We start from the raw sequence: 24,593 nt of genomic DNA, 5'->3' as shown, positions 1-24,593 counted from the left end.
ACCAATAGGGGCGCAGCGTCTCAGAACAAGAATGCCGCCGTGGCTGGATCGGGTCCCGTCCGGCCGTCGGCCGAATCCAGACCGTGAACGGTCTGCATGTCGTCCGCGTCCAGCTCGAAACCGAAGACGTCGAAATTGCCGGCGATGCGCTCCTGGTGGATCGACTTCGGGATCACGACCAGCCCTTCCTGCAAATGCCAGCGGATGATCACCTGCGCCACCGACTTGCCGTGCTTCTTCGCCAGCTTCTCCAACGTCGGGTCGGAAAGCAGCCGGCCGCTGCCCAGCGGGCTCCAGCTCTCGATATGGATGTTGTGCTTCTCGTGGAACTCGCGCTTGTCGCGCTGCTGGAAACGCGGGTGCAGTTCGATCTGGTTGACGACCGGCGTCACGCCGGTCTCGCCGATGATGCGCTCCAGATGGTCCTGGTTGAAGTTCGACACGCCGACCGATTTTATCCGGCCGGCCTTCTGCAGCTCGACCAGCGTCTTCCAGGCCTCGACATATTTGTTCTGGCTGGGCACCGGCCAGTGGATGAGGAAGAGGTCGATCCGGTCGATGCCGAGCTTTTGCATCGTATCGTCGAAGGCGCGCAATGCCGCATCACGCTGATGCGCGCCGTTGCGCAGCTTGGAGGTGATGAAGAGTTCGGATCGCGGCACGCCGGCCGAACGGATCGCCTCGCCGACACCTTCCTCGTTGCGATAGCCCTCGGCGGTATCGATCAGCCGGTAACCGGCCTCGACGCCCCAGCGAACGACCTTGGCGGTGATGTCGGGATCGACCTGCCACACGCCTAGCCCGATCTGCGGGATGGCGGCGCCGTCGTTCAATGTGAGATGTTCGGACATGGGGGATCCTTTTGGGAGGGAGGGTGGTGCCGACTATGTAGGCCGCGGGTTGGGGAATGCCAGTCGAGGGGAACTGGTGGCGCCGGCAGCTGCGGCGCCTCAGCCCCTCGCCCCGAACCGCAACCCGTCCATCAAAAGCTTTACCAGCCTCCCCGAACGCTCACGCCACTCTGGCGTGTTCGGCGCGGAGTAGATGCCGCCCAGCGCGTGCATCACATCGGAAGCGTCGACGTCGGCGCGGATTTTCCCCGCGGCGGCGGCGGCCTCGATCAGGCCTCTCATGGCGCCGGAGACGCGTCCGGAGGTGTCGGAGAACAGCGTCGAGTTGGTGGTGAGCAAAAGGCGCAGGCTGGTGGCAAGGCCGCGCTTGGTGGCGATGTAGTCGACGAAGCGCTGCATCCAGAGCTCCAGCGCGATATCGGCCGGATGGTCGCGCACCAGCTCCTCGGCCGCGTGGCAGAGGCCTTCCACCTCGCGGCGGTAGACCACTTCGACCAGATGCTCGCGCGTCGGGAAATGGCGATAGAGCGTGCCGATGCCGACCCCTGCCCGCTTGGCGATCTCCTCCAGCGAGGCATCGACGCCGTCGCTCGCGAAAGTCTGCGCCGCGACCTCGACCAGCCTGTCGCGGTTACGCTGCGCATCGGCGCGCAACGGCTTTGGCGCCTGCGCGTCGCGCATCGCTTCAGCGGTCATTTCCCGGTCGGGCACTTTTTTCTCCACCAATGCAATATGGGGGGTTGAACCATGGCTGGCCAGACCCCAGTTAAATAAACGGAGGCACCTCCGCTTTAGTGGAGTGGCTTTATCATATAACCAGGGGAAGCGGTATGTCACGTAGAGAAGGACGGGAAGCTTACCCTGCCCGCTGGAGCGAGGCGCTTTCTGCGACGTCTGTGGTTGGCGAATCCGCTCGTGAGTTCGTCATCCTAGGGCGAAGCAAGGAGCGAAGCGACGCGGCGCAGACCCTAGGATCCATGCCTTACCCTGCGAGCGCGGCTACGGTGCAGAATTCTGGCCCGCTGCGATCCTCGGCAAACGCCACGGCATGGATCCTCGGGTCAAGCCCGAGGATGACGACCGCAGAGGTTGCGTCCAAGCTGCCGTTACCCTTGCCCCTCTCCTCCCAAGCCCCATTTCCATCCGCCTAGCGTCCAGCAATCGGAGCCCGACGCCCTATGACCAGCCAGACAATCATCGATCCTCCCGAAGACGGCCACGTCTTGAACGGGAAGGCCCGTCCCGCCACACTTTCCCTCACCCTCACCATCAACGGCCGCGACCACGCGCTGGAGATCGAGCCGCGCGTGACGCTGCTCGACGCGCTGCGCGACCGGCTGCATCTCAGCGGCACCAAGAAGGGCTGCGACCAGGGCCAATGCGGCGCCTGCACCGTGCATGTCGACGGCGAGCGCGTGCTCGCCTGCCTGACCTTGGCGGCCCAGGTCGAAGGCCGCTCGATCACCACCATCGAAGGGCTCACCGACAAGGACGGCACGCTGCACGCCGTGCAGGCCGCCTTCCTCGAACAGGATGCCTTCCAGTGCGGCTACTGTACGCCGGGGCAGATCATGTCGGCGGTGGCCTGCATCCGCGAGGGCCATGCCGGCTCCGACGAAGAGATCCGCGAATACATGGCCGGCAATCTTTGCCGCTGCGGCGCCTATCCGAACATCGTCGCCGCGGTCCGCCAAGCCGCACAGGAGCTGCGCACATGAGAGATTTTTCCTACCTTCGCGCCGACAGTGTGGAAGCCGCGCGCAACGCGGCCGCCCTTCCCGGCGCCATGCTGCTGGCCGGCGGCACGACGCTGGTGGACCTCGCCAAATGCGGCGTCGCCGAACCTTCGACCGTCATCGACATCAGTCACATCGAGGGGCTCGAGGCCATCGATGTCACCGCCGAGCGCGCGGTGATCGGCGCGCTGGCGAAGATGAGCCATGTCGCCGACAATGCCGAGGTGAAAAGCCTGTTCCCGGCTGTGTCGGAGGCGCTGTGGCAGGCGGCCTCGGCGCAGCTGCGCAACATGGCGACCATCGGCGGCAACCTGATGCAGCGCACGCGCTGCCCCTATTTCCGCGATCCGCAAAACTTCCCGGCCTGCAACAAGCGCGCGCCGGGCAGCGGTTGCTCGGCGATCGGCGGGGTGACGCGCGGCCATGCGGTGCTCGGCGTGAGCGAAGCCTGCATCGCCACCTATCCGGGCGATCTGGCGGTGGCGCTCGTCGCCTTCGACGCCGAGGTCGATCTCGGCGAGCGCAAGCTCAGGGTCGAGGACTTCTTCCTCGCCCCTGGCGCAACCGCCGAACAGGAGCACGACATCCGCCCCGGCGAGGTCATCACGGCCATCGAAATCCCCGGCTCGGCCGCAGCCCGGCGCTCGACCTACATCAAGGTGCGTGACCGCCAGTCCTATGAATTCGCCGCAGCCAGCGCAGCAGTAGGGCTGGAGCTCGAAGGCGATGGCCGCACTGTCCGCGACATCCGCGTCGCGCTCGGCGGCGTCGCCACCAAGCCGTGGCGCGTACGCGCCGTCGAGGAAGCGCTGAAGGGCAAGGCGCTCGACGAAGACATGATCCGCGAGGCGAGCGAGCTCGCCATGCAGGGCGCCGTCGACCATGGCGCCAACCACTACAAGATCCCGTTGGCGCCGCGCGTGATCGCGCGCGCCATCCTCAAATTGGGAGAGACGGCATGACCGTTCATGACATGAAACACGCCGCGTCCGACAGCGCGCGCCTCGAGGCGGTCGGCGGGCGCCTGTCACGCGTCGACGGCCCGGCCAAGATCACGGGCGCAGCGAAATACGCCTTCGAGCAGCAGCTTGAGGGGCTGGTGCATGCGGTGCTGGTCGGCGCGACCATCGCGGCAGGCAAGGTGACTGCCATCGACACCCGCGCGGCCGAAACCGCGCCGGGGGTGCTTGCCGTGCTGACGCCCGACACCATTATGGAATTGAAGGGCGCATCGGACTGGCTCGGCAACCCGCCGTCGCAGCCGACCTACGCGCCGCTCGTGCGCGAGGTCACCTTTTCCGGCCAGCATGTCGCGGCCGTGATGGCCGAGACTTTCGAGCAGGCGGTGGCGGCGGCCGCACTCGTCAAGGTTTGGTATGACGAGAGCCCGGCCATCGTCGACCTGAGCGACGGCAAGGCCGGCGACGGTATCCCGATCGACGCCATGACCAAGGAATGGGGCGACGCGCAGGCGGCGTTCGCCGCTGCACCCGTTCGCGTCTGCGTGGCCTACAACACGCCGCGCGAATTCCAGGCGGCGATGGAGCCGCACGGACTGATCGCGCGCTGGGAGGGCGAGGAGCTGACCATCTGGGAGCCGAGCCAGTGGCTCGACGGCATGGCGCGCACCTACGCCGAGTGGTTCGGCGTGCCGTTCGAGAATGTGCGGCTGGTGTCGCCCTATATCGGCGGCGGCTTCGGCTCCAAGGCGCTGGCGCTCGCCCATAGCGCGGTCGCGGCGGCTGCCGCCAGGATGCTCGGGCGCCCGGTGAAGCTGGTGCTCAATCGTCCGCAGAACTTTACGTCCTATGGCGGCCGCGCTGCGACGCGGCAGACCGTTGCCATCGGCGCCGACAGCGACGGCAGGATCCAGTCGATCGTGCACCGCGGCGTCAACGAGACGGCCGTCGACGGCATGTGGGTCGAGCCGCTCGGCTCGGTCACCTCGATCATGTACGCCACGCCCAACTTCTCCTCGAAGCAGAATGTCGTGCGGGTCAACACGGTGGTGCCGGGAGCAAAACGCGCGCCGGGCGAGAACCCGAGCGCCTTCGGCATCGAATGCGCCATCGACGAGCTTGCCCATGAACTCGGGATCGATCCGCTGGAGATGCGGCTGATCAACTATGCCGAACAGGATCCGCATGCGAAGAAGGCATGGTCGACACGCCAGTTGCGCGAGGCCTTTGCCGCCGGCGCCGAAGCTTTCGGTTGGGCGAAGCGCTCGCCTCAGCCACGCTCCATGCGCGACGGCCGCCAGCTCATCGGCTGGGGCATGGCGGCCGGCACCTATCCGGTGCGGCGCGCGCATGGCGAGGCGGTGGTGAAGCTCATGGCCGACGGTTCGGTCGAGGTCGAAAGCTCCTCCATCGACATGGGCCAGGGCACTTACACGATCCTGGCGCAGACCGCGGCCGAGACGCTCGGCGTGCCGGTGGAGCATGTGTCGGTAAAGCTTGGCGACTCGCATTTTGCCCGCGCCGGCGTCACCGGCGGCTCGCGGCTGGCCGGCGTCATGACCGGCGCCGTCTACAAGGCGGCCGGCCAGGCGCTGGACGAGTTGATCGGGCTGGCGCTTTCCGACCCGCGCTCGCCCTTCCAGAAGCTGCAGGCAAACACACTGTCGGTAAAGGACGGGCGCATCGCCTCGCCGCGCGGCGAAGGGCCGGAACTGTCGATCGCCGAATTCATGTCCGCCGTCGGCCGCGACCAGATCGAAGCCAAGGGCGACACGCTGCCGGCCAGCACGACGCCGGAAGAGCGCTACAAGAACTATACCACGATCGCTATGTCGATCCCGCACACCGAGGGCGACTATTCGCGCCATTCCTGGTGCGCGCATTTCGTCGAGGTGCGCGTCGACGAGGATTTCGGTACGGTGCGCGTGTCGCGCGTGGTGTCGGCGCTGGATTCGGGCCGCCTCTACAACCCCAAGCTGGCGGAAAGCCAGTGGAAGGGCGGCATCATCATGGGCATCGGCCAGGCACTGCTCGAAGAAGGCATCGTCGACCGCCGCCACGGCCGCATCGTCAACGGCAATTTCGCCGACTACATGCTGCCGACCAACGCCGATATCCCCGATATCCAGACGATCTCGGTCGGCATCCCCGACCCGCACTCCTCCGCCCTTGGGGGCAAGGGCGTGGGCGAACTGGCAATCGTCGGCATCGCGCCGGCGATTGCCAACGCAGTGTTCCATGCGACGGGCAAGAGGATAAGGGATTTGCCGATCACGCTGGAGAAATTGATCGAGTAATTTTCCGCTCAAGGTAGAGGCTACGGCTCCGTCGCTTTCGCCAAATCCCGACGACCTGGCGGTCGGCCGTTCCACCAGATCGAAGAAACCTGCTTTGGCAACGAAACAGCTGGGGCGATGACAGAACCCGCAACAACAGTCCGACCAGTTCGGCGGGCCGGCCAATGCCCGACGGCAAGCGGCCAGGCCCTGGAGGCTGGAACCGCATCCATCTGATCGTCGAGGATCTTGCGGCGGAGGTTGACCGGTTGCGGGCGGCGGGTCTCAGCTTCCGCAATGAAATCGTCCCGGGTTCAGGCGGATCGCAGATATTGAAGATCGATCCGTCCGACAATCTGGCGGAGCTGTTTCAGCCGGTCCGGCGAGGGTGCTTGTCGCCGGAAGACAGCGGAACAGCACCCCGCGCGATGTGGGCGGCACCGATCATTTCACGCTCAAATTCTTCACCTCGTTGGGCCGGTAGGTGTCCATGGCCGCGCCGTTGCGATCCTCCTCCAACAGCGACTTGCTGCCGAAGGAGGCGCGCAGGCCCACCAGGTATTTGTGGGTCTCGCCGAGGTCGGTTGAACCGATCTTCATCTGCTCCAATTGATAGCGCGCGAACACTGACCACGGTGTGTCGTTGAACCGGTACATGGCCTGGAGAGCGCCGCCGGATACGTCCAGGTTCACCCCCTGGTCCGTTCTGCTGAAGCTGAGTTCCGCATCCAGGCGAAGGTTATCCTGGACGAAGTAGCGTGCGACGGCGCGGACGTTCCATTGGTCGGAGTTGAGGGAATCCTCGTTTGCCCGGCCAAAGGCAGCCTGCCCGTAAAGGGTAAGATTGCCAAAGTAGATCTGGGCTTCCGGACCGACGGTCCAGGAACTCGCCTTCCCGTCGAAATCGCCAAAGTCCACCGACGTATAAGTCGCGAACACACCGGCGGCAAATCTGTCGGGGTCCCGGTAGTATCCGTGGATCGCGCCGCCGACGCCGCCCCAATGAGCGAAATCGTCGTCCCAGATCCGGTCATAGGTGAGGTCGCCCTGGAAGTTCCAGCGCTGGGCGAACGGAATGTTGACGCGGGCGGCGCCCCCTGCGGCGTGCACGGTGTCGCCGATGCTGGTAAAGCGAAGCCCGCCCAGATAGATCTCGCCGTAGCCGGAAATATGCGGCGTCACCACCGTCTCTCCTCCGGCCAGCGGCTGCGGTGCGTCGGCGGCGTACGCGAACGTCGTGGCGACCAGCGACGCGGCGATGATTGAAAAGCGATGCATTAGGAGCCCCCGAATTCGAATATGCGTCCTGCGGTCCGGACGAATGCCGTGGTCGGTCTTGCATTGTTCGCCGTCCGGCGTCTTGGGCTGGACCGCAGCGGAATTGTCCTGGAAAGCGCTGCCGCACTTGACGCGCCAATGTGGCCATCCGGCCACCAGCCGACCGGCCTGCTCATTCCTGTCGCCTTTCCCCCCGCCACAAGCAAACCCCGGTGCGAGGCCAGGGTTTCGTGCGGTCTGTCGGATCAGAACTTGTAGCTGAGGCCGACCCGCAGATCGTGCGTCTTGAGATCGACACTCGTCGCCGTGGGAAGACCGGATGCGATCGAGAGAGCCTTGCTGCCGAAATCGGAGTAGCGGTACTCGACGCGAGCGATCCATTTATCGGTGAAGGCGTGCTCGACGCCGGCTCCAACCGTCCAGCCAACATGGGTGTCGTCGTGGAGCGGTATGTCACCACTGGAGGTGCCGGTGATGCCGATAATTTCATACTTGGCCGCGGCCACGCCCGCAGTGATGTAAGGCAACGTCCGATCGAACGCATAGCCGGCGCGCAGCCGCGCCGACCCCGACCACTGGAGCTCGCTCTTAAGGATAGTGCTGCCGCCATTGGCAAGGGTCGTCAGTCCTTCGACGTTACTGTACGCAATGTCCGCCTCAACACCGAGCACGAAGCGGTTCGCCATCTCCTGATTGAAGCCGATATGGATGCCGCCAATGAAACCGTCCGGATCGACAGGAGCGTTAATATCGGTGCCCCCAATACCACCGCCGGAGATGAAGAGATTGGATTTTCCGGCGGCGTAGCCGAAGTGAACGCCGGCATAGAGCCCGGACCAGTCGTAATCGGCGGCAATGGGCAAGGTTTCATTGATGTCCGCCGCGGGCGCCATGCCGACAGATGCGAGAATAACGGCCGTGGCGAGAAGAATCGTTTTCATTGTTGTTTGCTGCCCCATGGGTGTTGCGTTCGCTCGCTGCGGAAATGCTCAGCGGAGATCCAGTTAACGTCGAGAGCCACGATGTTGCATTGTTCGCAGCCCGCGTCTTGGGCTGGACCGCACTGGAATTGTCCGGGAAAGTGCTGCCGCGCATGTCCGGCCAGTGTGGCAGTTCGGCATCAGCCGACAGGTGCGCTCACTCCCGGCGACCGCGGCATTGGCGCCTCCTGGCTCACGTCGCGGGCGTTTTTTCGTTTCCGGCACAAGCAAGAAACCCGGCGCGAGGCCGGGTTCCTACCTGTTCGCGCAAACAGAGATCAGCTTGCTACGCGCTAGCCCTGGCCGTCGAACTATCTGGCGCCGCTCGGCGTCGAGCCGAAGCGGCGGCGGAAGCAGCGGTTGAAATAGGAGACGTCTGAGAAGCCGCTCAGCAGCGCGATCTCGCTGATGCGCATACGGTCGTTGCGCCTGTCGGAAAGCATGCGATGGGCCCTTTGCAAGCGCAATTCGAGAACGCGCTCGGCGAAGCTCACCCCGCTTTCCTGCAAGAGGTCATGGACATAGCGGGGCGAGAGCCGCAACTGCTGGGCAACGCGCTGGGCCGAGATGGACGGATCGGCGAAATTGTCCCTGATCTTGTCGAGGATTGCCTGCAGCCTTGCCGCGCGCAGGCCGCGCATGCCAGCGAGCTCGGCGGGCTCGCCCTTGGCGCCGGTTACCAGGCCGATCAGATCGACGATCGTTTCGGTGGCATGGGTGACAAGGTCCGGCGACACCAGAGCCGGACCAGCTTCCAGGAAGTTGCAATAGCGCCTGAGCATGCCGAGCGCCTCATTGTCGGCCGCCACGGTCAGTGCCAGCCGGTCCTCGACATGGGCGAAGGCACTCTCCAGGATCTCGCGCGGAACGACGATGTTGGCCCAGACATTGCTGTCGCCGCCGCTCATTTCCAGCGCCTCCGAGGCAGATACCAGCGCGGCTTCGCCCTTGCCCACGCTGTAGTCGCGGCCGGCCTGGGCGCCGCTCAGCCTGGTGTCGCCATGGTTGATCAGGAGGAGATAGCCGTCGCGGCCATCGTCGGCGATGTTGCGGGCCTTGCGGCTGGCATGCCGGATGGTTCCGGCCATCTGCCCCAGCACCACCGGCCCGACGGGCGTGGCTTCGATCTCGGCCGCGAATGGCTGATTGGCCGAGATGGCATATTCGACCGACCATATCTCGGCGACGTGGATGTCCTGCCAGAGCGCGAAGCGCGCGCGGTCGTCGAGATGCCCAGGCAGGTCGAGCGACGAGAAGACGTTCTTTTTCAAGGGCAACCTGGCCTTTCTGCGCGCGCGTCTTCACTTGCACGGGCACCGTATTGGACCAGTTCACATCTTGTCCAGAGCCGCAAAATATCTATGCATGCCAGGACAATTCCGTTGCTGTTCTGGACAAGAACTCACCCGAATTTCATCGACCCGATCGGAAAATTTCAAGAATACTCGGAAATGTCAGCTCGAATCGGCGGCGCCCTGCCGATCGTAGCGGAAAGCGGATCCAGGTTGTGGAGCCGGCGGCAAAGCCGCCAATCTCCCCACGTGGGATCCCTCGTGGGGGAGATCAGTCGCCCATTCTCTTTCGCCAATCTCCAACGTCGGCTACCAGTCCAACCCGAACACCAGCTTGCCGAAATGCAGGCCGCCGGCGGCCATGTGAGTGTAGGCCTCGGTTGCCTCGTTCTGCGAAAACACCTTGTCGACGACCGATCAGCTCCAGCAGCTTGCCGTCCCAGTCGGGTCGCGCGGTAATTGATCAGGTGATCGGCGCCGAGCGCCTTGGCCCGATCGAGCTTCTCGTCCGAGGACCAAGTAATGACGGTGGCCCCGGCCGCCTTGGCGAGCTGCAGCGTGAAGATCGAGACGCCGCCCGTGCCGAGCAGCACGACGACCGAGCCCGGCCCGACATCGGCGGCGCGGAGCGCGTTCCAAGCAGTGCTGCCGGCCTCGGCAAGGTCGAGGCTGCAATCCGGGCTTCGGAAGGTGTAGAGCGCCATTTCCTTCGCATTCCCGAGGATGCCACGCCATCATAAGTCCTGTATGGTCGCCACATGTCTCGGAGGGCGACCATGCAAAACGGATTGGCAAGATTCATCATGGCTGCTCCCATCGCGGCCACCCTGCTGGCCGCAGCGCCCGCCCATGCCGCCTCCTGCGCCTGGTCCGCCAAGATGGAAGAAGACGAGGGCGGCAGCGTGATGACGGCGTCGGTCTGCGGCGGGCCGAAGGGCGATGCGCATCTGATGCTGGCCTGCTTCGACAGACCGGTGCTGAGCTATGATCTGGGCGCCGCCGGCGGACAGCTCGAGCCCGGCATCAGCGGCTCCTTCACCTTCAAGGCCGGGGGCAAGAGCGTGACCAAAAAGCTCGAGCTCGAGGCGATGTACAATTACTTCACCGCCGAGCTCTCCGGTCCCGCCGACCCGTTGCTGGCGCTCTTGCGCGGCAAGGGCGACGTGACGGTTTCCGCCGACAAATATGGCGCGGCAAGCTTTCCGCTGAAAGGCTCAGGCGCCGCAATCGGCAAGGTGCTGGCAGCGTGCGGCAAGGGTTCAGGCGGCGAGGCGGATTGATGCCTGGGCGCGCGCCGGCGCCCGCGTTCCATCGCTTTTGACGCCTTGCGTGGAAGCCGAGTTGCTTTGAAGCCAACGTCCGGCACAGCCAGCCGCGTGGCGTCGCGTCCGCCTGCCTTGGCAGCGTAGAGCGCCTTGTCCGCCTGGACTGGCCGCGCGTATTCTTGATGTAGCAGAAGTCCGGCGGCTGGGCGACGGCGGCGCGCAGCAGGTCACGCTCGTTGGTGACAAGCTGCGTGTGCAGCACGACGAGGCCGGCCAGTTGCGGTTGTTATGCGGTTGCGCGTCGGTGACCAGCCCCATGGCGAAACCTTTCATCCCGCACCATATGAATCTCCGCCGGCGATGATTGCCCTCGCGACAAGCGTGATCGATCCCAGAATGCCGGCCAGGCGGCCCATCCCGGGCCGCCGACGCTCCTCGCGAGGCCCGTTGCGGCATCGCGCGACCCTGTCACCGGCCGCGACACAGGAGCTTTATCCATGAATCCGATCACCCTTTTCCTCACCGCTGTCTTTGCGCTCATCGGCGCCAGCGTCGGCGCGCTTGCCGGGCCATGGGCGGGCGGGCCGTTCTTCGTCATCGCGGCGCTGATCGCCGCCTCGCTGAAGATGGCCAACACCTGGCAACGCTTCGTCGTGCTGCGCGCCGGCAACCTGCTTGGCGTGCGCGGCCCCGGCCTGTTCATGATCGTGCCGGTCCTCGACAATGTCGTGGCGGTCATCGACCAGCGCATCCAGACCACCGCCTTCAACGCCGAGGAGGCGCTGACCAGGGATACAGTGCCGGTGAATGTCGACGCCGTCATCTTCTGGCACGTTCATGACGCGCGCCAGGCGGCGCTGGAAATCACCAACTACCGCGAGGCGATCGACCGCGTGGCGCAGACCTCGCTGCGCGAGATGATCGGCTCCTCGATGCTCTCCTCGCTGCTTGCCGACCGCCAAGCCGCCGACGCGCATCTGCGCGACGTCATCGGCGCCAAGACGGCCCAATGGGGCATCACCGTGATGTCGGTCGAGATCCGCGACGTCGCCATCCCCGTGGCGCTGCAGGACGCCATGTCGCGCCAGGCACAGGCCGAGCGGGAGAAGGAAGCGCGCGTCATCCTGGGCTCAGCCGAGGCGGAAGTCGCTGCAAAATTCGTCGAGGCGGCCACCACCTATGCCGACCATCCGGCGGCGCTGCAACTGCGCGCCATGAACATCATCTACGAGACGACCAAGGAGCGCGGCGCCACCATCCTGATCCCGACCGGTCTGGTGGACAGCCTCAACCCGGCGGCGGCACTGGTTCAGGGCGGCGTGCTGAAAAGCGCAGCGTAGGGAGATTGCATCCTCCCGACGCATCATAAAAATCCGGTCCGGCTGATGCGCCATGACGCGCCAGCCGGACCGGATTTGTCTTCAATGATCGATGGAACCTCAGTAGTCGGAGCCGTCCTCGACCACGACCGGACGATGATGGTGCCGGTGGCCGATCGAACCGGTGACGACGACGGTGTCGTGACGGCGGTGATGGCGGTGACGCCAGCCGCGCTCGCCATTGTCATAGAAGGCGACCGTGCCGTGATGGCGGTGATGCAGGCGGTGGCCTTCCTCATTGATGATGACCGCCGGGCGGTGATGATAGTGATGCCTGTGATGCGTGCCGATGACGATATCGGCCTCGGCCGCGGAAGCCACGGCGGGGGCGGCGACGCAGAGCGCCAGGGCAGCGAGAAGCACTGTTTTCATTGCTCTTTTCCTAATTTCCGATCATCCCTTCGCCGGGGTAAACCGTTGTTCACTGCTTTGGTTCCGGTGTGATCCGCGCCCCGGCGTGGGATCGCGGCAGGCGGGCGAGCACGGCCGTCAGCGGTGTTCAACCTCCCCGCTGGCGCCGAAGCGCGACATATCTCAGGTAGGTCGTGGCCGCGGCGTCGCAGGCGCGCCGCCTGCCGCCATTGGCCTCGATCATCGTCTTGGCCAGCCGCGGCGGCAGGCCGTATTTGTCGGCGAAGAAGGCCGGCTCGTATGGCTGGTCGTCCTGATCGTCTGTCGGTCTATCGAGGTTCATGAGAGCTCCTGTCGGCGGCGCCAGAAAATTGGCGCTTGCCAATGCGAAGCCCTGGCTTTGGTTGCGACGCTCGGTCCTCTTCGCAGGCCGGTCCGACTTCAGTCCGATATTGCCTTGCGACCGTCGCCCGATCGGCGGAACGAAGCTTCTCGGCGCTCGTTTGCCGGCATCGAATCCGCAGCATCACGGCTGCCAACTGGAGCAACGGACATGAACGACGACCGCAACAGTGTTCTGGAGGCGCGCTGGCTTCTCGCCGTGCCGGCATCGATGCTGCTCACCGTGCTGATAGCCGGGTTATTGCTTGGGTAGGCGGGCGATGAACCACCTTCTCTTTCGCGCCGCCGACTTCCTGTCACGCTTGCCCGGCTCCTACGGAATGGTCGTCGCCATGGTCGCCTGCACCGCCGTGGTGCAGGGCTCGAGCATGCGGAACCGCATGAGATCAAGTCGAAACTGACGGAACTGGAAATGAAGGCCGAGCGCCTTGCGGCCGGTGACGGCGTGAGGGGCGGGAGAGTGAGGCCGGTGCCGCAGTGGGCGGGGGTTCGTTGGGGTAGCTGAGGCACCGGCCGAAGGGCGGAATGGGCACCGCCGCCAGCCAAAGATAGACCTCATGGGCGGCGGCGAAATTACGTGATCGCGGAAGCATTTTTGACCCGAACCATCCCGACGCATCGTTGTCACGCGGACCGATCGGAACAAACGCTCGGCGTCGCCGTTTGCGGGGATGGTTATGTTCGAATTCGCGCCCCTCGATATGAACGGCGAGATCCGCGCCGATCGCCACCGGGCCGCAAGGCTGTCGATGCTGCATGAGCGCGTGGTAAAGCGTCTCGACAAAGTCGATCATTCCGCCGATGCCGTCGAGATGGCGGCAGCCGCTTTCGTTGAGGCGACCCATCCGCCGACTATTGCCGCTGTGCCATTCAGGCCAGTCAGGATTGAAACGGCGGCCGGCTGGACAACTCGGGCTATGAGTTCCTGAAGGGCAAGAATGAAACGGTCAGACCGGATGCATGTTGCGCTCCCTGACCAGAGCGCGCTTCAGCAACGCGGCATACACCGCCTCGCGGTCCCCACGGTATCGCCCAAGCAATCCCATTGCCTCGTCGCGTTCCAGACGCCCGAGCTTCATCATAAAGCGAAGCTCACATTCCGGAATAAGAGGCTGAGCTTGTCGCCGCCGCCACCACGTTTCGTGCATCGTTTCGACCTCCCCACCGCGCCAGCCCGGTAGTCCGGCAGAACCGCTACCCTGCAACTCGCGCTGCCTGTGGAGACGTTATAGTTCAGTCGTGCACCGGCCTGAGTGACGCCGCCCACACTTCTCGCTTTCGATACTTGCATCTGTTAGCGATGTCCCCTCCAAGGGCATCGGCCCGGCCTGTGTCAGAGCCGCAGGCCGGGCTCCCAGGATCAGGCTGTTAGGATCAGGTGCTGCGGCGCTCTCTCAAATCGCTGGCAAGCGCAATCATCATCGCAGCCACCACCAGCCCAGCCGCGACCGCAAAGGTCGATCCCATCCCGTGCGCGACGGCTCCCGGCGCTGCCGCCGCGACATCCTTGGCGCCCACGGCGAAGGCGAACACCGCGCCCATCACCGCCGTGCCGGTGACAAGGCCGAGATTGCGCGAGAGGCTGAGCATGCCCGACACCACGCCGCGCTCCTTCCTGTCGACATCGGCCATGACGGCCGTGTTGTTGGCCGCCTGGAAAAGCTGGTAGCCCGGCGTGAGCAGGATGATGGCCGCCGCGTAGCCGGCAACGCCGAAGAGACCTGGCAGCGCGGCCAGCGCGGCGCAGCCGGCGACCATCAGCACCAGCCCGGCGGTGACCATCGCCGCTGCGCCGAGGCGGTCGACGACGCGCCCGGCAATGACGCCGCACAGTGCCGAGACGACCGGGCCGATCGACAGCACGGCCCCGGTTGCCGCGTCGCCGAGGCCCAAGGCGCGTGACAGGAAAAACGGACCGACGACCAGCGTCGCCATCATCACCGTCGAAACCAGCGCGTTCATGGCGAGGCTCGGCGCCAGCACCGGGTCGCGCAACAGCGCGAGCTTGACCAGGGGTGACGCCACCTTGGCCTCAACGATGACGAACAGCACCGCGCCGGCCGCGGCCGCGCCGAGCAGCGCGATGTTCAGGCCGCCGAAATGGCCGCGCCCCATGGTCATGGACAACGCATAGGCGGCAAGCGTGGCGGCAAGCAGCAGCGTGCCAAGCGTGTCGAAGCGCCCCCTCGCCTCGCCACGAACGCCTGTCGCCCAGCGGACGATGCTCGCCGCTTCGCTGGCGGGTATCGCTCGGCGGACGATGCCAACCGCTTCGCTGGCGGGTATCGCCGCTGGAAGGAAGCGCCAGGCGGCGAGCAGCGCGACGGCGCCGAGCGTGGCGTTGACGAGGAAGATCGAGCGCCAGCCGAAGGCGGCGATCAGCACGCCGCCAAGCGAAGGCCCCAGTGCGGTGCCGACCGCCGACATGGTGCCGAGCAGACCCATGGCGCTGCCGGTGCGTTCCTTCGGCACCGTCTCGCCGACGAAGGCCATCGTCAGCGCCATCATCACTGCTGCGCCCAGGCCTTGCACGGCGCGGGCGCCGATCAGAAAGGCCAGCGACGGCGCGAGCGCGGCGGCAAACGAGGCGGCGCTGAACAGCGCCAGGCCAACAATCAGCAGCGGCCGGCGGCCGACAAGATCGCCGAGACGCCCGACGCTGACGATCAGCGCGGTGATGGTGAGCAGATAGGCCAGCACCACCCATTGCACGGCCGCAAAGGACGCGACGAAGGCTAGGCTCAGCGTCGGCAGCGCGACATTGGCTATGCTGGTGGCGAGCGAGGAGACGAGCATGGCAAGCGACAGGCTGGCCAGCGCGCCCGCCGTCGAATGGCTTTCAGGCGCGGCGCGGGTTTCGGCGATGTCGGCCATGATTTCTTCTCCGTCGGTTTGAACTTGCCGGGGAAGATAAGCGCGCGGCTGACATGGCGGAACGCGCAGCCTTTGCACTTGAATAGTGCATCAGACGCCATGTCTGTTCGACGGATCCATGCTATGGTCGCGCCATGTCGCGACCCGATCTCAACCTGCTCGTCACGCTCGATGTGCTGCTTGCCGAAGGCAGCGTCGCCAAGGCCGCCCGGCGCCTGAAGCTCAGCCCCTCGGCGATGAGCCGGGCGCTGGCGAGGCTGCGTGAGACAACCGGCGACCCGCTTCTGGTGCGCGCCGGACGCGGCCTGGTGCCGACGCCGCGCGCCGTCGAGCTCGGCGCCGAGGTCGGCCGGCTGGTGACGGAGGCCGAAGCGGTGCTGCGGCCGGCCGAACGGCTCGACCTTGCGCGGCTCGACCGCGGCTTCACGCTCCGCAACAGCGACGGTTTCGTCGAGAATTTCGGTCCGGCGCTGCTCGCCCGCGTGGCCGAGGAGGCGCCGGGCGTGCAACTGCGCTTCGTGCCCAAGCCCGACAAGGACAGCGGCCCGATGCGCGGGGGCGCGATCGATCTGGAGACCGGCGTGGTCGGCGGATCGACCGGACCCGAGATACGCACGCAGGCGCTGTTCCGCGACCGCTTCGTCGGCGTCGCGCGGGCCGGCCATCCCTTGAGCGAAGGCCGCATCACCGCCGCCCGCTTCGCCGCCGGCCGGCACATATTGATCTCGCGCCGCGGCCTCGACCGCGGCCCGGTGGACGACGCCTTGGAACGCGCCGGGCTGACGCGGAAAGTCACGACCGTGGTCGGCGGCTTCGCCGAGGCGTTGGCGCTGGCACGCGGCTCCGACCTCATCGCCACCGTGCCGGAGCGCTATACGGGCACCCTGCGCGAGGGCTTGTTCACCTTCACGCTGCCGGTGAAGCTCGCCGCGCTGACGATCTCGCTTTTGTGGCACCCGAGGCTCGATGCCGATCCGGCGCATCGCTGGCTGCGCGGGCTGGTGCGGGAAGTTTGTGCGAGCCGACGCGCCTGATCCTTTTGCTCAACATGAAGACCCCGAGAGGATTGCCAATTCGCCATCTCCGCCACCGCCCCCGGGGTCGTGACGAAAGTCACTCGCCAGTGCATTAGATGGCGCTAATGATATCGCCAGCGCCAATGTTCCTTTGCGCGGAACCCAATGCCGGCCATGGACGTTGCTGGGCGCTTGGGAGGGAGGCGGGAGGCGGATTGAACGATTTCAGGAAATTTGCCTGCTCTCGCTGCCAGGGTGCGGGCAAGGTGTTTATTTGTGAAAAATGGACCCACTCCAACGGCACATGCTGCCCCTCGGGGGCATTGCGCGACAATTGCCAGGGTCAGCGTGTTACCTGCCAGGCCTGCAATGGAACCGGCCTGCGCGGCTACAGCACGCCCCCTGTTCTGCAGGAATAGTCCGCCCCACGCTCACGCGCCCATCCCGGAACCTTGCCGTTTATTCGGAATTCCTAATATAAAGGTGCCCACGCGAGAAACGCCAAGCGAGCGCCCTGGAGACGCGTATGAAAACCTATCGCGTCGAGGAAATAGACGGCGAGGCCGTCGTCGCGGTGCATTCGGCGGAAGCCAAGACGCCTTTCGAGGCGGCCGAGAAGGCGCTTGGCCGGAAAGTCACGTTGCGTGCCGGCGCCGACAGGTGGGTCCGCGTCGTCGACCTCACCGAGCGGCCGAGGCCGGTCAGGCTCAGGCCGATGATCTTCGAATTCAAAGCAATTGGACAGAGGAAATAGCGAACCGGGGCTTTGAACGCTTCGCACGTTTCCCGGAATTGCTTTTAATGCGTTTCACCGTTTTACGGAAACGGCAAGATGACCCATCTCCTTGTTTTTACGCACTTCCGGACGGAGCCCGCGGCGAAGTCGCCGAGCCCAACCGCTCACACTTTCCTGGCATGTTCTAGGTGCTGGCGCCGCCCATCAGCGCGGCGACCAGGGTTGCCAAGAAGACAAGCAGCCCCAATGCGACCCGATCCAGCCATGACCGCCGTCTGGCAAGAACCTCGAACAACCGATTGGCCATCGCAACTTCCCCCATTCATTGGCATTGTATCACGTCTTTCGTGAGCGGATCATAAAACGGCACACAAATGGATCCGATGCCGTTTTCAAGGCGTAACCCGCCTTCGCCGGGCGCCAATGCTGCACTGCCGAATTGCACCCAAAAAAAGTCGGGGTCGAAGTGACATGCCGGCGAGCGAAAAATCAGCCTATTCAAGCAGATAGGCATATATTGCGGCGCGGCCTGGCGGACATCGGAAAAGCCCGGAATTCCGCCATTTCGTGGCTTTCGCCGCGACCCCGGCATGGCTGCAAAGCGTGCTTCGGGCGCGAAAAAGGCGGCTAAAAGGCGCTTGCGGGCCTTCGCCGACGGCGTTGACAGGGCACCGCGCCAATGGCACTCCGCAACCACTGGTCACGCCATGACCGTTGCTGTTGGGGACGGACGGGGTTTCAGCAGCTTGGCGGCGGCGCCGGACGGGCGGGCACCTTCGAAGTGCGCCGCCCGCTCCTGGCCGGTCCAGCTTTCAGCTTTAAAAGTGCCTGCTTCAAAACCGATCAAGCTGGCGGCGCGTTCCTCAGAAACTCAGAACGTGAAGCCGGAGGATGGTACGGCGGCAGTCACCGCCGAAAGCCTGTCACGTCTGGCAAGCGTCGGTTTGCGATATGGCTTCTTCATCGGCTGTCTCGGCCCGGTCGACGATGAAATCAGGACAGCAAGATATGCCCGGCGACCGCCGCGTCAAGCGGAGGGATAAATTTGGCGGAAGGATAAATTTGGCGAGCGCGTAAATTTGGCTGACAAGCCTATAGGCTTCGCCAGCCAATGTGATCTGTGCGCCTGTGGGGCCTTGGCGCCGCCGGCGGGGGCGGCGCCTGCCCGCGCGGATGCAAGGCCGCGATCCGCGCGGGTCAGGCTTCCGGCCAGTCGCCCCAGATCATTCTTCTTCGGATCCAAGCCGTTCTTGACGAATGGCCGGCGAACCGGAAAGCTCGGCCACGGCGCCGTGATGGCGCTGTGCGAGAAGGAAGGCCGTGCCATGCCGGGTGCCGACGAAAAGCTTGCCGCGCTCGGCATCGTACTGCCACCGCCGCTGAAACTGCCGCCGGGCATAGTGCTGCCCTTTCCCGGGGTGAATGTGCGCGGCGACCGCGCCTATATCTCCGGCCACGGGCCGCAGGGGCCGGACGGCTCGCTTGCCGGCCCGTTCGGCGCGGTCGGCGAGAGCGTGTCGCTGGACGAGGCACGGGCTTCGGCCCGCAAGGTCGGGCTGTCGATGCTCGGCAGCCTGAAACGCGAGCTCGGCAGCCTCGACCGGATCATCGGCTGGTGCCGCGTGCACGGCATGATCAATTCGGCATTGCGCTTCACCGAGACGCCGGCGGTGATGAACGGCTTTTCGGAGCTCATCCTCGAGGTCTTCGGCCCTGAGATCGGCCGTCACGCCCGCACCGCCATCGGCGTTGCCGCCCTGCCCCTGAATTTCCCGGTCGAGATCGAGGCTGAAGTGATGATTGAGGGGTGAGCCTCCCTTGGTTCCAGCGCAGCTTGACCAGGCCGTGGTCGGCACGATAGGCGGGCCGAGGCCACCCAACCGATGAAAGACCGGTATGACGGACCCTATCGTGAAAGACAGCAACGGCACGCCGCTGAAAGACGGCGACTCCGTGACCCTCATCAAGGACCTCAAGGTCAAGGGCACGTCTGAAACGATCAAGCGCGGCACGCTGGTGAAGAACATCCGGCTCAACGGCAATCCCGGCGAGATCGAATGCAACACCAAGCAGGTCAAGGGCCTGGTGCTGAAGACAGAGTTCCTGAAGAAGGCGTGATGGCGGGGAAGATCGGGAGGCCGCCCTCGCCCTCCCCTTATGTTGCACCGCGTTAGATTTGTTGCATTGCGATATCGGCGTATAGGGCCGAGGCTTTAGGGCAGGCGGGATACGAACGAGCATCGTGAGGTTCGTATTCGTGTCAACACCTGCGCAGGATTTCCGGCCCGACATCGAAGGCTTGCGGGCGGTGGCCGTGACGGGCGTCGTCGCCTTCCATTTCGGCCTCACCGCGCTGCCCGGCGGCTTTGCCGGGGTCGACATCTTCTTCGTCATCTCGGGCTATCTGATCACCCGCCATCTCGCCGCCGAGATTTCCGAGACCGGCCGGCTCGACCTTTTGCGCTTCTACGCCCGGCGCGCGCGGCGCCTGCTGCCGGTGGCGCTTTTCGTCATCGCCGCGACGCTCTGCGCCGGCGCGCTCATCCTGTCGCCGGAGGAGCAGGCGCTTTATTCCAAGGGCGCGATGTTCGCCTCGGCCTATATGATCAATCTGTGGCTGATCCGCTGGTCGTTCGACTATTTCGCCAATGACGCCACGAGCAACCCGTTCATCCATTACTGGTCGCTGTCGGTCGAGGAGCAGTTCTATCTCGCCTGGCCGGCGCTGCTGATGCTGGCGGCGTGGTTGAAGCCCGGCAAGCGCGCCATCGTGATTGCGATCGGTGCCGTCGGCCTCGTCTCCTTCATCGCCTGTGCCTGGCTGACGAGCGTGTCGCAGCCCTGGGCCTTCTATTTTTCGCCGCTGCGCGCATGGGAATTTGCCGCCGGCGGCCTCGTATCGATGGCGCCGGCACGGCTGTTGCAGGAGCGCCCGCTGCTGGGGCGGGCGTTGAGCCTGACCGGCCTGACGATGATCGGGGCCGCATATCTCACCTTCAGCGAGGACGCTCCCTTCCCCGGCTTTCTGGCGCTTCTGCCGGTAGCCGGCACGGTCCTTCTGCTCAAGGCGGGAGCGGCCGGCGCCAGGGACGGCGTGAATGCCACCCTGGCGCTGCCGCCCTTACAATGGATCGGCAAACTCTCCTATTCGCTCTATCTGTGGCATTGGCCGGTCATCGTCTATGCCGGCATGCTGGCGCCGGACCTGACGCCGGCCGAGCGGCTGCTGTGCTTCGCGGTAACGCTGGCGCTCTCCACCCTCAGCTACCATCTCATCGAGAACCCGATCCGTCGCAATGGCTGGTTGATGGTCAGTGCGGCGCGGGCGCTGGTGCCGGCCCTCCTCCTGACCGGCACCGGCGTCGCAGCCGCCTATGGCAACGCCAGGCTTGCCGTGCACGACCTCGATCCGGAACAGCGCATCATCGCCGCCAGCGCCGCCGAACCGTCGACGGCCCGGACCAAAGCCGGCTGCGTGCAGGATTACCAGAGCGTGACGCCGAAGCCTTGCGTGTTCGGCGATGGCCAGCGCCTCATCGCCCTCTTCGGCGACTCCCATGCCGACCATTGGTCGACGCCGCTGATCGAGGCGGGCCGGAAGAACGGCTACCGGGTGGTGACCTGGCTGAAGAATTCCTGCCGCGCCTCGCGCATCAGCGTCTGGTCGTCCGAGCTCAAGCGCCCCTATAGCGAGTGCGACCGCTGGCGCGAGCAGGCGATCGCCGAGATCATCGAGGCGAGACCGGCGCTGGTGGTGATCTCGGAGCTGGCGCTGACCAGCGGCCGCAAAATGGCCGGCCGCGGCGGCGACACGCGGAGACAGGATTCCGACTGGCGGGCCGGCCTGCGCTCCACCCTCACCAGCCTGAGCAAGGCGGGGCTCAAGGTCGCCTTCATCCGCGACGTGCCGTTCAACAACGCGAATGTCGACACCTGCGTGGCGCGGGCGCTGTGGCGAGACGAGACGCCCTCGCGCTGCGACCAGACGCGCGCCTACGCCGCCAACGACGCCATGGCGGCGGTGGAACGCGACATCGTCGACAGCATTCCCAACGCCGCTTACGTCGACCTTACCGACCGCTTCTGCAGCGCCACCATTTGCCACGTCTTCATCGACGGCAAGCTCGCCTTCCGCGACCAGCACCATATGGCGACTCCCTTCGCGGAATCGCTGGAGCCGGAGGTGGAGAAAAGGGTGATCTCGAAGATGGGGCGGTAGGCGGGACGGCGGAGCGCGTAATCTCCCTTGCGGGGAGATGGCCGGCAGGCCGGGGGGTGAAGGGATGCCGACCTACGCTTCGTCATTCTAGGGCGGAGCAAGGAGCGAAGCGATGCGCGCAGACCCTAGAATGACGCAAATTCCCCGTCACCCCACCACGACCACAAAATGCTTGGTCACCGGCTCGAGGATCTTCCAGGTGCCCTTGAAATCCGCCTCGACGACGAAGGCATCGCCTGGGCCGACCTCGACAGGCTCGCCGCCATCGGGGGTGATGATGATGCGGCCCGCGATCATGTGGACGAATTCATAGTCGGTGTAGGTGGCGTGATAGGTGCCGGGCGAGGCGCGCCAGGTGCCGGACATCACCTTGCCGTCCTCGGTGGTGTGCTGCGCGGCCGTCTGCATGGTCGGCGAGCCTTCGACCGCGACCCAGCCCGGCAGATCGCCGCCATCGGCATGCTCGACGGCGCCGAATTTGAGAATGGTGGGTCTGGACATCGGATGCTCCTGGGTTCGCCGGAATTGGCTGGGGATGAGATAGCCGATGGTGGCATGCGGTGCACGCGGCGATGCGACAAAGCGAGGCGAAGTGGCGACGGATGGCTACGGAACCGATAGCTGGCCGAGGCGATAGGCCGTGGCATATTAGCAACACTTAACAGACGTCGCGCGCAGTTTGCGGCATTGAGCATCGCTGTCCCGTTTCGGGACTGGCATCCGCCTTGCTATAAAGAGATTGCCGGTGTCCTCCCGCCGGTCCTGATCGGGGGATCAGGTCTTAAATCTCGCCGGGCCTGTGGGCTTTGGGCACCAGGGGCAAGCCCGGCGAGTTTTCTTTTTTCATAGTGGCGGGCGCCGCGCCCTCACTCCGCGGCCTGCAATTGCTTCCGGCGCGCCGGCCGGCGGCGGCGGGCGGGTTTCAACGTGACCGCCGCCTTTTTCGAAAGCGCGCCGGTCACCGCGTCGACCATGCCGAAGGCGACGAAGTCGGCGTTGAGGGTTCCGGCCAGTTCGGCCGCCGCCTCGGCGTCGCCATTGCCGACTTCCGACCACAGCACGATGCCGACGCGCAGCTTTGGCTTGATGCGCTTCAACCTGCGCACCATGAAGCGCGCGTGCTGGTTGGACTGGCGGTTGAGGAAGCCGATGACGACGCTGTCGACGTCCGCGAGATCGAGGCGGCGGATCGCCGAGGGCTCGAGGTCGGCGAAGCTTGCGCGCGTCACTTCGGCGCCCTGCACTTCCAGCACCTGCGCCAGCATGGCCGCGGCGGCATCGTCGAGCTCGCCCCGCCCGCCGGCGCAAAGCACGGCAATGCCTGAACCGTCCGGCAGGTCGACCTCCTCCTCATCGGCTTCGCCGGACTTGTCTTCCGGTTTCTTTTCGGCGGCGATCTTTTCGGGGGATTTGCCCTCCTGCGCCTTGGCGGCCTCCTGATCCTCTTCATCCTCGGCTTCCTGCTGGGCGCTGTCGTCGAGATTGGCGACGAGCGTCATGGCGCTGTCGGCGACATGCCTGCGCTGCTCCTCATCCATGACGCCGCGCTCGCGGTCCTGCTCGCCAAGCAGCAGAGCCGGGATCGCCACCTTGCCGTAGAATTCGAACAGATACTTGTCTTCCAGCATCTCCTCGGCATGGTCGGTCGCCTCTTCCGGATCGCCGGCCAAGAGCCGCTGGTAGAGCCTTGCATGCGGCTCCAGCACCGGTTCGTTGCCGAATAGGACATCAAGGAACTCGAACTGCGGCACGTGCCGGCCGAGCACCACCAGGCAGACGGTGAGCGGCGTCGACAGCACCAGGCCAATCGGCCCCCACAGCCAGGTCCAGAAGATCGCCGCCACGATGATGGCCAAGGGCGAGAGCCCGGTGTGCGAGCCATAGAGCCACGGCTCGATGACATTGCCGGTGACGAGCTCCACGACGATGAAAAGCGCGGCGGTCCACAACAGCAGCGACCAGCCCGGCGCCACCGCCAGGGCCAGAAACAGCGGCAGCAGCGCGCCGACGATCGGCCCGATATAGGGAACGAAGCGCAGCGCCAGCGCCAGCAGGCCCCAGAGCAGCGCGTTGGGGACGCCGAGCACCCAGAGCCCTATGGTGATGGGCACGGCATAGATGGCGTTGACCACCAACTGCATCAGCAGATACTGGCCGACGCGCTTGCCGGCATCCTGCAGCGCTTGCGTGGTGCGGTGAAGGTCGCCATAGCCGACCAGCCGGATGAAACGGTCGCGCAGATCCTCGCGCTCCATCAGCATGAAGATGACAACGATGATGACGAGGCCGGCGGAACTGAGCGGGCTGATCAGCGGGCCGACCAGGTTCTGCAGCACCTCGAGCGGCTTTTCATGCGAGACGACTTCGACCGGGATCGGATCGCGCTTCGGCCCCTCGCCGGCTGAAGGCAGCTGTGGTTCCTGGCGGTCGATCTCCTGGCCGACACGCTCGATGACGCCGCTGAGGCGCGAGATGATGCCGCCGCCCAGGCCGTTTTCCTTGAGCGCGCGGACCTTGGTCAGGATGTTGATCTGGTAGACGGGGATGTTCTGCGCGAGATCGCTGACCTGGGTGGCGACGACGAAGGAGAACAGCGACAGCGCGGCGAACGCGCCGGCGACGCTGGCGATGACCGCCGCGATGCGCGGAATGCCGAGGCGCTTCAGCCAGGACACGACGGGGGCGATGGCGAAGGTCAGGAGCAGCGCAACGGCGATCGGCAGGAACACCTCGCGCCCGAAATAGAGCGCGGCGACCGTGGTGACCACGCTTGCCACTGTTGGCAGCACGGTGCGCGGATGTCCCCTGGAAACGGCGAGCAGGCTCGCCAGCCCCGGCTCCGACACCCCATTCCGACGATTGGCCGCCACCATCGAGCCTCCCTGCTGCCTGGCAATGATCAGAGATATTTCGCCGGCGTGCAACGCGCCGCCGCCCGGTCGGTTGCAGGACACGCTAATAAATATCTGAGCTCATTGC

The 24,593-nt window shown here is 65.3% G+C and carries 23 protein-coding genes and 2 pseudogenes; 13 read left to right on the top strand and 12 right to left on the bottom strand.

Translation table 11 applies throughout. The annotated features are described in order from the left end of the window. Nucleotides 1-20 precede the first annotated feature (20 nt). Both FJW10_RS14115 and FJW10_RS14110 read right to left on the bottom strand, forming a co-directional pair. Nucleotides 21-851: an aldo/keto reductase gene (locus FJW10_RS14115; RefSeq protein WP_140900559.1), complete on the bottom strand. Its 831-nt coding sequence runs from the start codon at nt 849-851 to the stop codon at nt 21-23. Between the two features lie 99 nt (nt 852-950). Beyond that, the gene (locus tag FJW10_RS14110; RefSeq protein WP_140900599.1) at nt 951-1,547 is read right to left on the bottom strand and encodes a TetR/AcrR family transcriptional regulator; all 597 of its coding nucleotides are present in this window, start codon (nt 1,545-1,547) and stop codon (nt 951-953) included. 482 nt (nt 1,548-2,029) lie between these two features. Here FJW10_RS14110 and FJW10_RS14100 point away from each other — a divergent pair, with 482 nt between their 5' ends. From FJW10_RS14100 to FJW10_RS30780, 4 genes and pseudogenes are all read left to right on the top strand, one after another. Then, complete coding sequence (locus tag FJW10_RS14100; protein ID WP_140900557.1) at nt 2,030-2,569, top strand: (2Fe-2S)-binding protein; 540 nt, start codon at nt 2,030-2,032, stop codon at nt 2,567-2,569. Next, complete coding sequence (locus tag FJW10_RS14095; protein ID WP_140900556.1) at nt 2,566-3,549, top strand: xanthine dehydrogenase family protein subunit M; 984 nt, start codon at nt 2,566-2,568, stop codon at nt 3,547-3,549. The genes FJW10_RS14100 and FJW10_RS14095 overlap by 4 nt, the downstream gene beginning before the upstream one ends. Beyond that, nucleotides 3,546-5,843, top strand: a complete 2,298-nt coding sequence (locus FJW10_RS14090; protein WP_140900555.1) for a xanthine dehydrogenase family protein molybdopterin-binding subunit — start codon at nt 3,546-3,548, stop codon at nt 5,841-5,843. Before FJW10_RS14095 ends, FJW10_RS14090 begins: the two co-directional genes overlap by 4 nt. A gap of 134 nt (nt 5,844-5,977) precedes the next feature. Further along, nucleotides 5,978-6,208 (top strand): annotated as a pseudogene (locus FJW10_RS30780) (VOC family protein); the annotation flags it as partial. 58 nt (nt 6,209-6,266) lie between these two features. Here FJW10_RS30780 and FJW10_RS14080 read toward each other — a convergent pair. The 4 genes and pseudogenes from FJW10_RS14080 to FJW10_RS31045 form a co-directional block, all read right to left on the bottom strand. Continuing rightward, nucleotides 6,267-7,100 carry a hypothetical protein gene (locus tag FJW10_RS14080; protein WP_140900554.1) on the bottom strand — a complete coding sequence of 278 codons (834 nt, stop codon included), beginning with the start codon at nt 7,098-7,100 and terminating at the stop codon, nt 6,267-6,269. Between the two features lie 245 nt (nt 7,101-7,345). Next, nucleotides 7,346-8,041 carry an outer membrane protein gene (locus FJW10_RS14075; protein WP_181177529.1) on the bottom strand — a complete coding sequence of 232 codons (696 nt, stop codon included), beginning with the start codon at nt 8,039-8,041 and terminating at the stop codon, nt 7,346-7,348. 350 nt (nt 8,042-8,391) lie between these two features. Beyond that, nucleotides 8,392-9,351, bottom strand: a complete 960-nt coding sequence (locus FJW10_RS14070; protein WP_140900553.1) for an AraC family transcriptional regulator — start codon at nt 9,349-9,351, stop codon at nt 8,392-8,394. 330 nt (nt 9,352-9,681) lie between these two features. After that, nucleotides 9,682-10,045, bottom strand: a pseudogene (locus tag FJW10_RS31045) (zinc-binding dehydrogenase); the annotation flags it as partial. Nucleotides 10,046-10,175: 130 nt separating this feature from the next. On the opposite strand from FJW10_RS31045, the gene FJW10_RS14060 reads away from it, so the two are divergent. Further along, entirely contained in the window at nt 10,176-10,652 is a 477-nt protein-coding gene (locus tag FJW10_RS14060; protein ID WP_246674256.1) for a hypothetical protein, read from the top strand. Between the two features lie 482 nt (nt 10,653-11,134). Next, a complete protein-coding gene (locus tag FJW10_RS14055) occupies nt 11,135-11,977 on the top strand; it encodes a slipin family protein (protein WP_140900552.1) in 843 nt (280 codons plus the stop codon). Between the two features lie 99 nt (nt 11,978-12,076). Here FJW10_RS14055 and FJW10_RS14050 read toward each other — a convergent pair whose 3' ends face one another. Both FJW10_RS14050 and FJW10_RS14045 read right to left on the bottom strand, forming a co-directional pair. Further along, a complete protein-coding gene (locus tag FJW10_RS14050; protein ID WP_140831773.1) occupies nt 12,077-12,388 on the bottom strand; it encodes a hypothetical protein in 312 nt (103 codons plus the stop codon). A gap of 127 nt (nt 12,389-12,515) precedes the next feature. Next, the gene (locus FJW10_RS14045; RefSeq protein ID WP_140900551.1) at nt 12,516-12,710 is read right to left on the bottom strand and encodes a hypothetical protein; all 195 of its coding nucleotides are present in this window, start codon (nt 12,708-12,710) and stop codon (nt 12,516-12,518) included. A 736-nt stretch (nt 12,711-13,446) separates the two neighbouring features. Between FJW10_RS14045 and FJW10_RS14040 the strand changes: the two genes are divergently transcribed. Next, nucleotides 13,447-13,698: a hypothetical protein gene (locus tag FJW10_RS14040; protein WP_140831769.1), complete on the top strand. Its 252-nt coding sequence runs from the start codon at nt 13,447-13,449 to the stop codon at nt 13,696-13,698. Nucleotides 13,699-14,143: 445 nt separating this feature from the next. Here FJW10_RS14040 and FJW10_RS14030 read toward each other — a convergent pair whose 3' ends face one another. After that, nucleotides 14,144-15,643, bottom strand: a complete 1,500-nt coding sequence (locus FJW10_RS14030) for an MFS transporter (protein ID WP_140900549.1) — start codon at nt 15,641-15,643, stop codon at nt 14,144-14,146. A 134-nt stretch (nt 15,644-15,777) separates the two neighbouring features. Here FJW10_RS14030 and FJW10_RS14025 point away from each other — a divergent pair, with 134 nt between their 5' ends. Next, nucleotides 15,778-16,677: a LysR family transcriptional regulator gene (locus FJW10_RS14025; RefSeq protein WP_140900548.1), complete on the top strand. Its 900-nt coding sequence runs from the start codon at nt 15,778-15,780 to the stop codon at nt 16,675-16,677. A 508-nt stretch (nt 16,678-17,185) separates the two neighbouring features. Then, entirely contained in the window at nt 17,186-17,413 is a 228-nt protein-coding gene (locus tag FJW10_RS14020; RefSeq protein WP_140831764.1) for a hypothetical protein, read from the top strand. A gap of 166 nt (nt 17,414-17,579) precedes the next feature. Here FJW10_RS14020 and FJW10_RS30950 read toward each other — a convergent pair whose 3' ends face one another. Next, nucleotides 17,580-17,702: a hypothetical protein gene (locus FJW10_RS30950; RefSeq protein ID WP_263497842.1), complete on the bottom strand. Its 123-nt coding sequence runs from the start codon at nt 17,700-17,702 to the stop codon at nt 17,580-17,582. A gap of 283 nt (nt 17,703-17,985) precedes the next feature. Here FJW10_RS30950 and FJW10_RS30430 point away from each other — a divergent pair, with 283 nt between their 5' ends. The 4 genes from FJW10_RS30430 to FJW10_RS14000 all read left to right on the top strand — a co-directional run bounded on the left by FJW10_RS30430 (nt 17,986) and on the right by FJW10_RS14000 (nt 21,614). Next, on the top strand, nt 17,986-18,438 hold the full coding sequence (locus FJW10_RS30430) for a hypothetical protein (protein WP_181177528.1): 453 nt from the start codon (nt 17,986-17,988) through the stop codon (nt 18,436-18,438). A gap of 282 nt (nt 18,439-18,720) precedes the next feature. Continuing rightward, the gene (locus FJW10_RS14010; protein WP_140900598.1) at nt 18,721-19,206 is read left to right on the top strand and encodes a RidA family protein; all 486 of its coding nucleotides are present in this window, start codon (nt 18,721-18,723) and stop codon (nt 19,204-19,206) included. Nucleotides 19,207-19,291: 85 nt separating this feature from the next. Beyond that, the gene (locus tag FJW10_RS14005; RefSeq protein WP_040980560.1) at nt 19,292-19,513 is read left to right on the top strand and encodes an alkylphosphonate utilization protein; all 222 of its coding nucleotides are present in this window, start codon (nt 19,292-19,294) and stop codon (nt 19,511-19,513) included. Between the two features lie 139 nt (nt 19,514-19,652). Further along, nucleotides 19,653-21,614 carry an acyltransferase family protein gene (locus FJW10_RS14000; RefSeq protein ID WP_140900547.1) on the top strand — a complete coding sequence of 654 codons (1,962 nt, stop codon included), beginning with the start codon at nt 19,653-19,655 and terminating at the stop codon, nt 21,612-21,614. Between the two features lie 147 nt (nt 21,615-21,761). Here FJW10_RS14000 and FJW10_RS13995 read toward each other — a convergent pair whose 3' ends face one another. Both FJW10_RS13995 and FJW10_RS13990 read right to left on the bottom strand, forming a co-directional pair. Further along, nucleotides 21,762-22,115 (bottom strand): cupin domain-containing protein, encoded by a 354-nt coding sequence (locus FJW10_RS13995; RefSeq protein WP_140900546.1) that lies wholly within the window; start codon nt 22,113-22,115, stop codon nt 21,762-21,764. A 365-nt stretch (nt 22,116-22,480) separates the two neighbouring features. Beyond that, the gene (locus FJW10_RS13990) at nt 22,481-24,487 is read right to left on the bottom strand and encodes an AI-2E family transporter (protein ID WP_140900545.1); all 2,007 of its coding nucleotides are present in this window, start codon (nt 24,485-24,487) and stop codon (nt 22,481-22,483) included. Nucleotides 24,488-24,593 lie beyond the last annotated feature (106 nt).

This window comes from Mesorhizobium sp. B4-1-1, assembly GCF_006439375.1.
GTDB lineage: Bacteria > Pseudomonadota > Alphaproteobacteria > Rhizobiales > Rhizobiaceae > Mesorhizobium.
Note: the sequence above shows the minus strand (reverse complement) of the source record. Positions and strands in the feature narration are given on the sequence as shown.

Coding starts and splice junctions, on each gene's coding strand:
- FJW10_RS14115 (WP_140900559.1), bottom strand. CDS start 851: ATGTCCGAACATCTCACATTGAACGACGGCGCCGCCATCCCGCAGATC.
- FJW10_RS14110 (WP_140900599.1), bottom strand. CDS start 1,547: ATGACCGCTGAAGCGATGCGCGACGCGCAGGCGCCAAAGCCGTTGCGC.
- FJW10_RS14100 (WP_140900557.1), top strand. CDS start 2,030: ATGACCAGCCAGACAATCATCGATCCTCCCGAAGACGGCCACGTCTTG.
- FJW10_RS14095 (WP_140900556.1), top strand. CDS start 2,566: ATGAGAGATTTTTCCTACCTTCGCGCCGACAGTGTGGAAGCCGCGCGC.
- FJW10_RS14090 (WP_140900555.1), top strand. CDS start 3,546: ATGACCGTTCATGACATGAAACACGCCGCGTCCGACAGCGCGCGCCTC.
- FJW10_RS14080 (WP_140900554.1), bottom strand. CDS start 7,100: ATGCATCGCTTTTCAATCATCGCCGCGTCGCTGGTCGCCACGACGTTC.
- FJW10_RS14075 (WP_181177529.1), bottom strand. CDS start 8,041: ATGAAAACGATTCTTCTCGCCACGGCCGTTATTCTCGCATCTGTCGGC.
- FJW10_RS14060 (WP_246674256.1), top strand. CDS start 10,176: ATGGCTGCTCCCATCGCGGCCACCCTGCTGGCCGCAGCGCCCGCCCAT.
- FJW10_RS14055 (WP_140900552.1), top strand. CDS start 11,135: ATGAATCCGATCACCCTTTTCCTCACCGCTGTCTTTGCGCTCATCGGC.
- FJW10_RS14050 (WP_140831773.1), bottom strand. CDS start 12,388: ATGAAAACAGTGCTTCTCGCTGCCCTGGCGCTCTGCGTCGCCGCCCCC.
- FJW10_RS14045 (WP_140900551.1), bottom strand. CDS start 12,710: ATGAACCTCGATAGACCGACAGACGATCAGGACGACCAGCCATACGAG.
- FJW10_RS14040 (WP_140831769.1), top strand. CDS start 13,447: ATGTTCGAATTCGCGCCCCTCGATATGAACGGCGAGATCCGCGCCGAT.
- FJW10_RS14030 (WP_140900549.1), bottom strand. CDS start 15,643: ATGGCCGACATCGCCGAAACCCGCGCCGCGCCTGAAAGCCATTCGACG.
- FJW10_RS14025 (WP_140900548.1), top strand. CDS start 15,778: ATGTCGCGACCCGATCTCAACCTGCTCGTCACGCTCGATGTGCTGCTT.
- FJW10_RS14020 (WP_140831764.1), top strand. CDS start 17,186: ATGAAAACCTATCGCGTCGAGGAAATAGACGGCGAGGCCGTCGTCGCG.
- FJW10_RS30950 (WP_263497842.1), bottom strand. CDS start 17,702: ATGGCCAATCGGTTGTTCGAGGTTCTTGCCAGACGGCGGTCATGGCTG.
- FJW10_RS30430 (WP_181177528.1), top strand. CDS start 17,986: ATGGCTGCAAAGCGTGCTTCGGGCGCGAAAAAGGCGGCTAAAAGGCGC.
- FJW10_RS14010 (WP_140900598.1), top strand. CDS start 18,721: ATGCCGGGTGCCGACGAAAAGCTTGCCGCGCTCGGCATCGTACTGCCA.
- FJW10_RS14005 (WP_040980560.1), top strand. CDS start 19,292: ATGACGGACCCTATCGTGAAAGACAGCAACGGCACGCCGCTGAAAGAC.
- FJW10_RS13995 (WP_140900546.1), bottom strand. CDS start 22,115: ATGTCCAGACCCACCATTCTCAAATTCGGCGCCGTCGAGCATGCCGAT.
- FJW10_RS13990 (WP_140900545.1), bottom strand. CDS start 24,487: ATGGTGGCGGCCAATCGTCGGAATGGGGTGTCGGAGCCGGGGCTGGCG.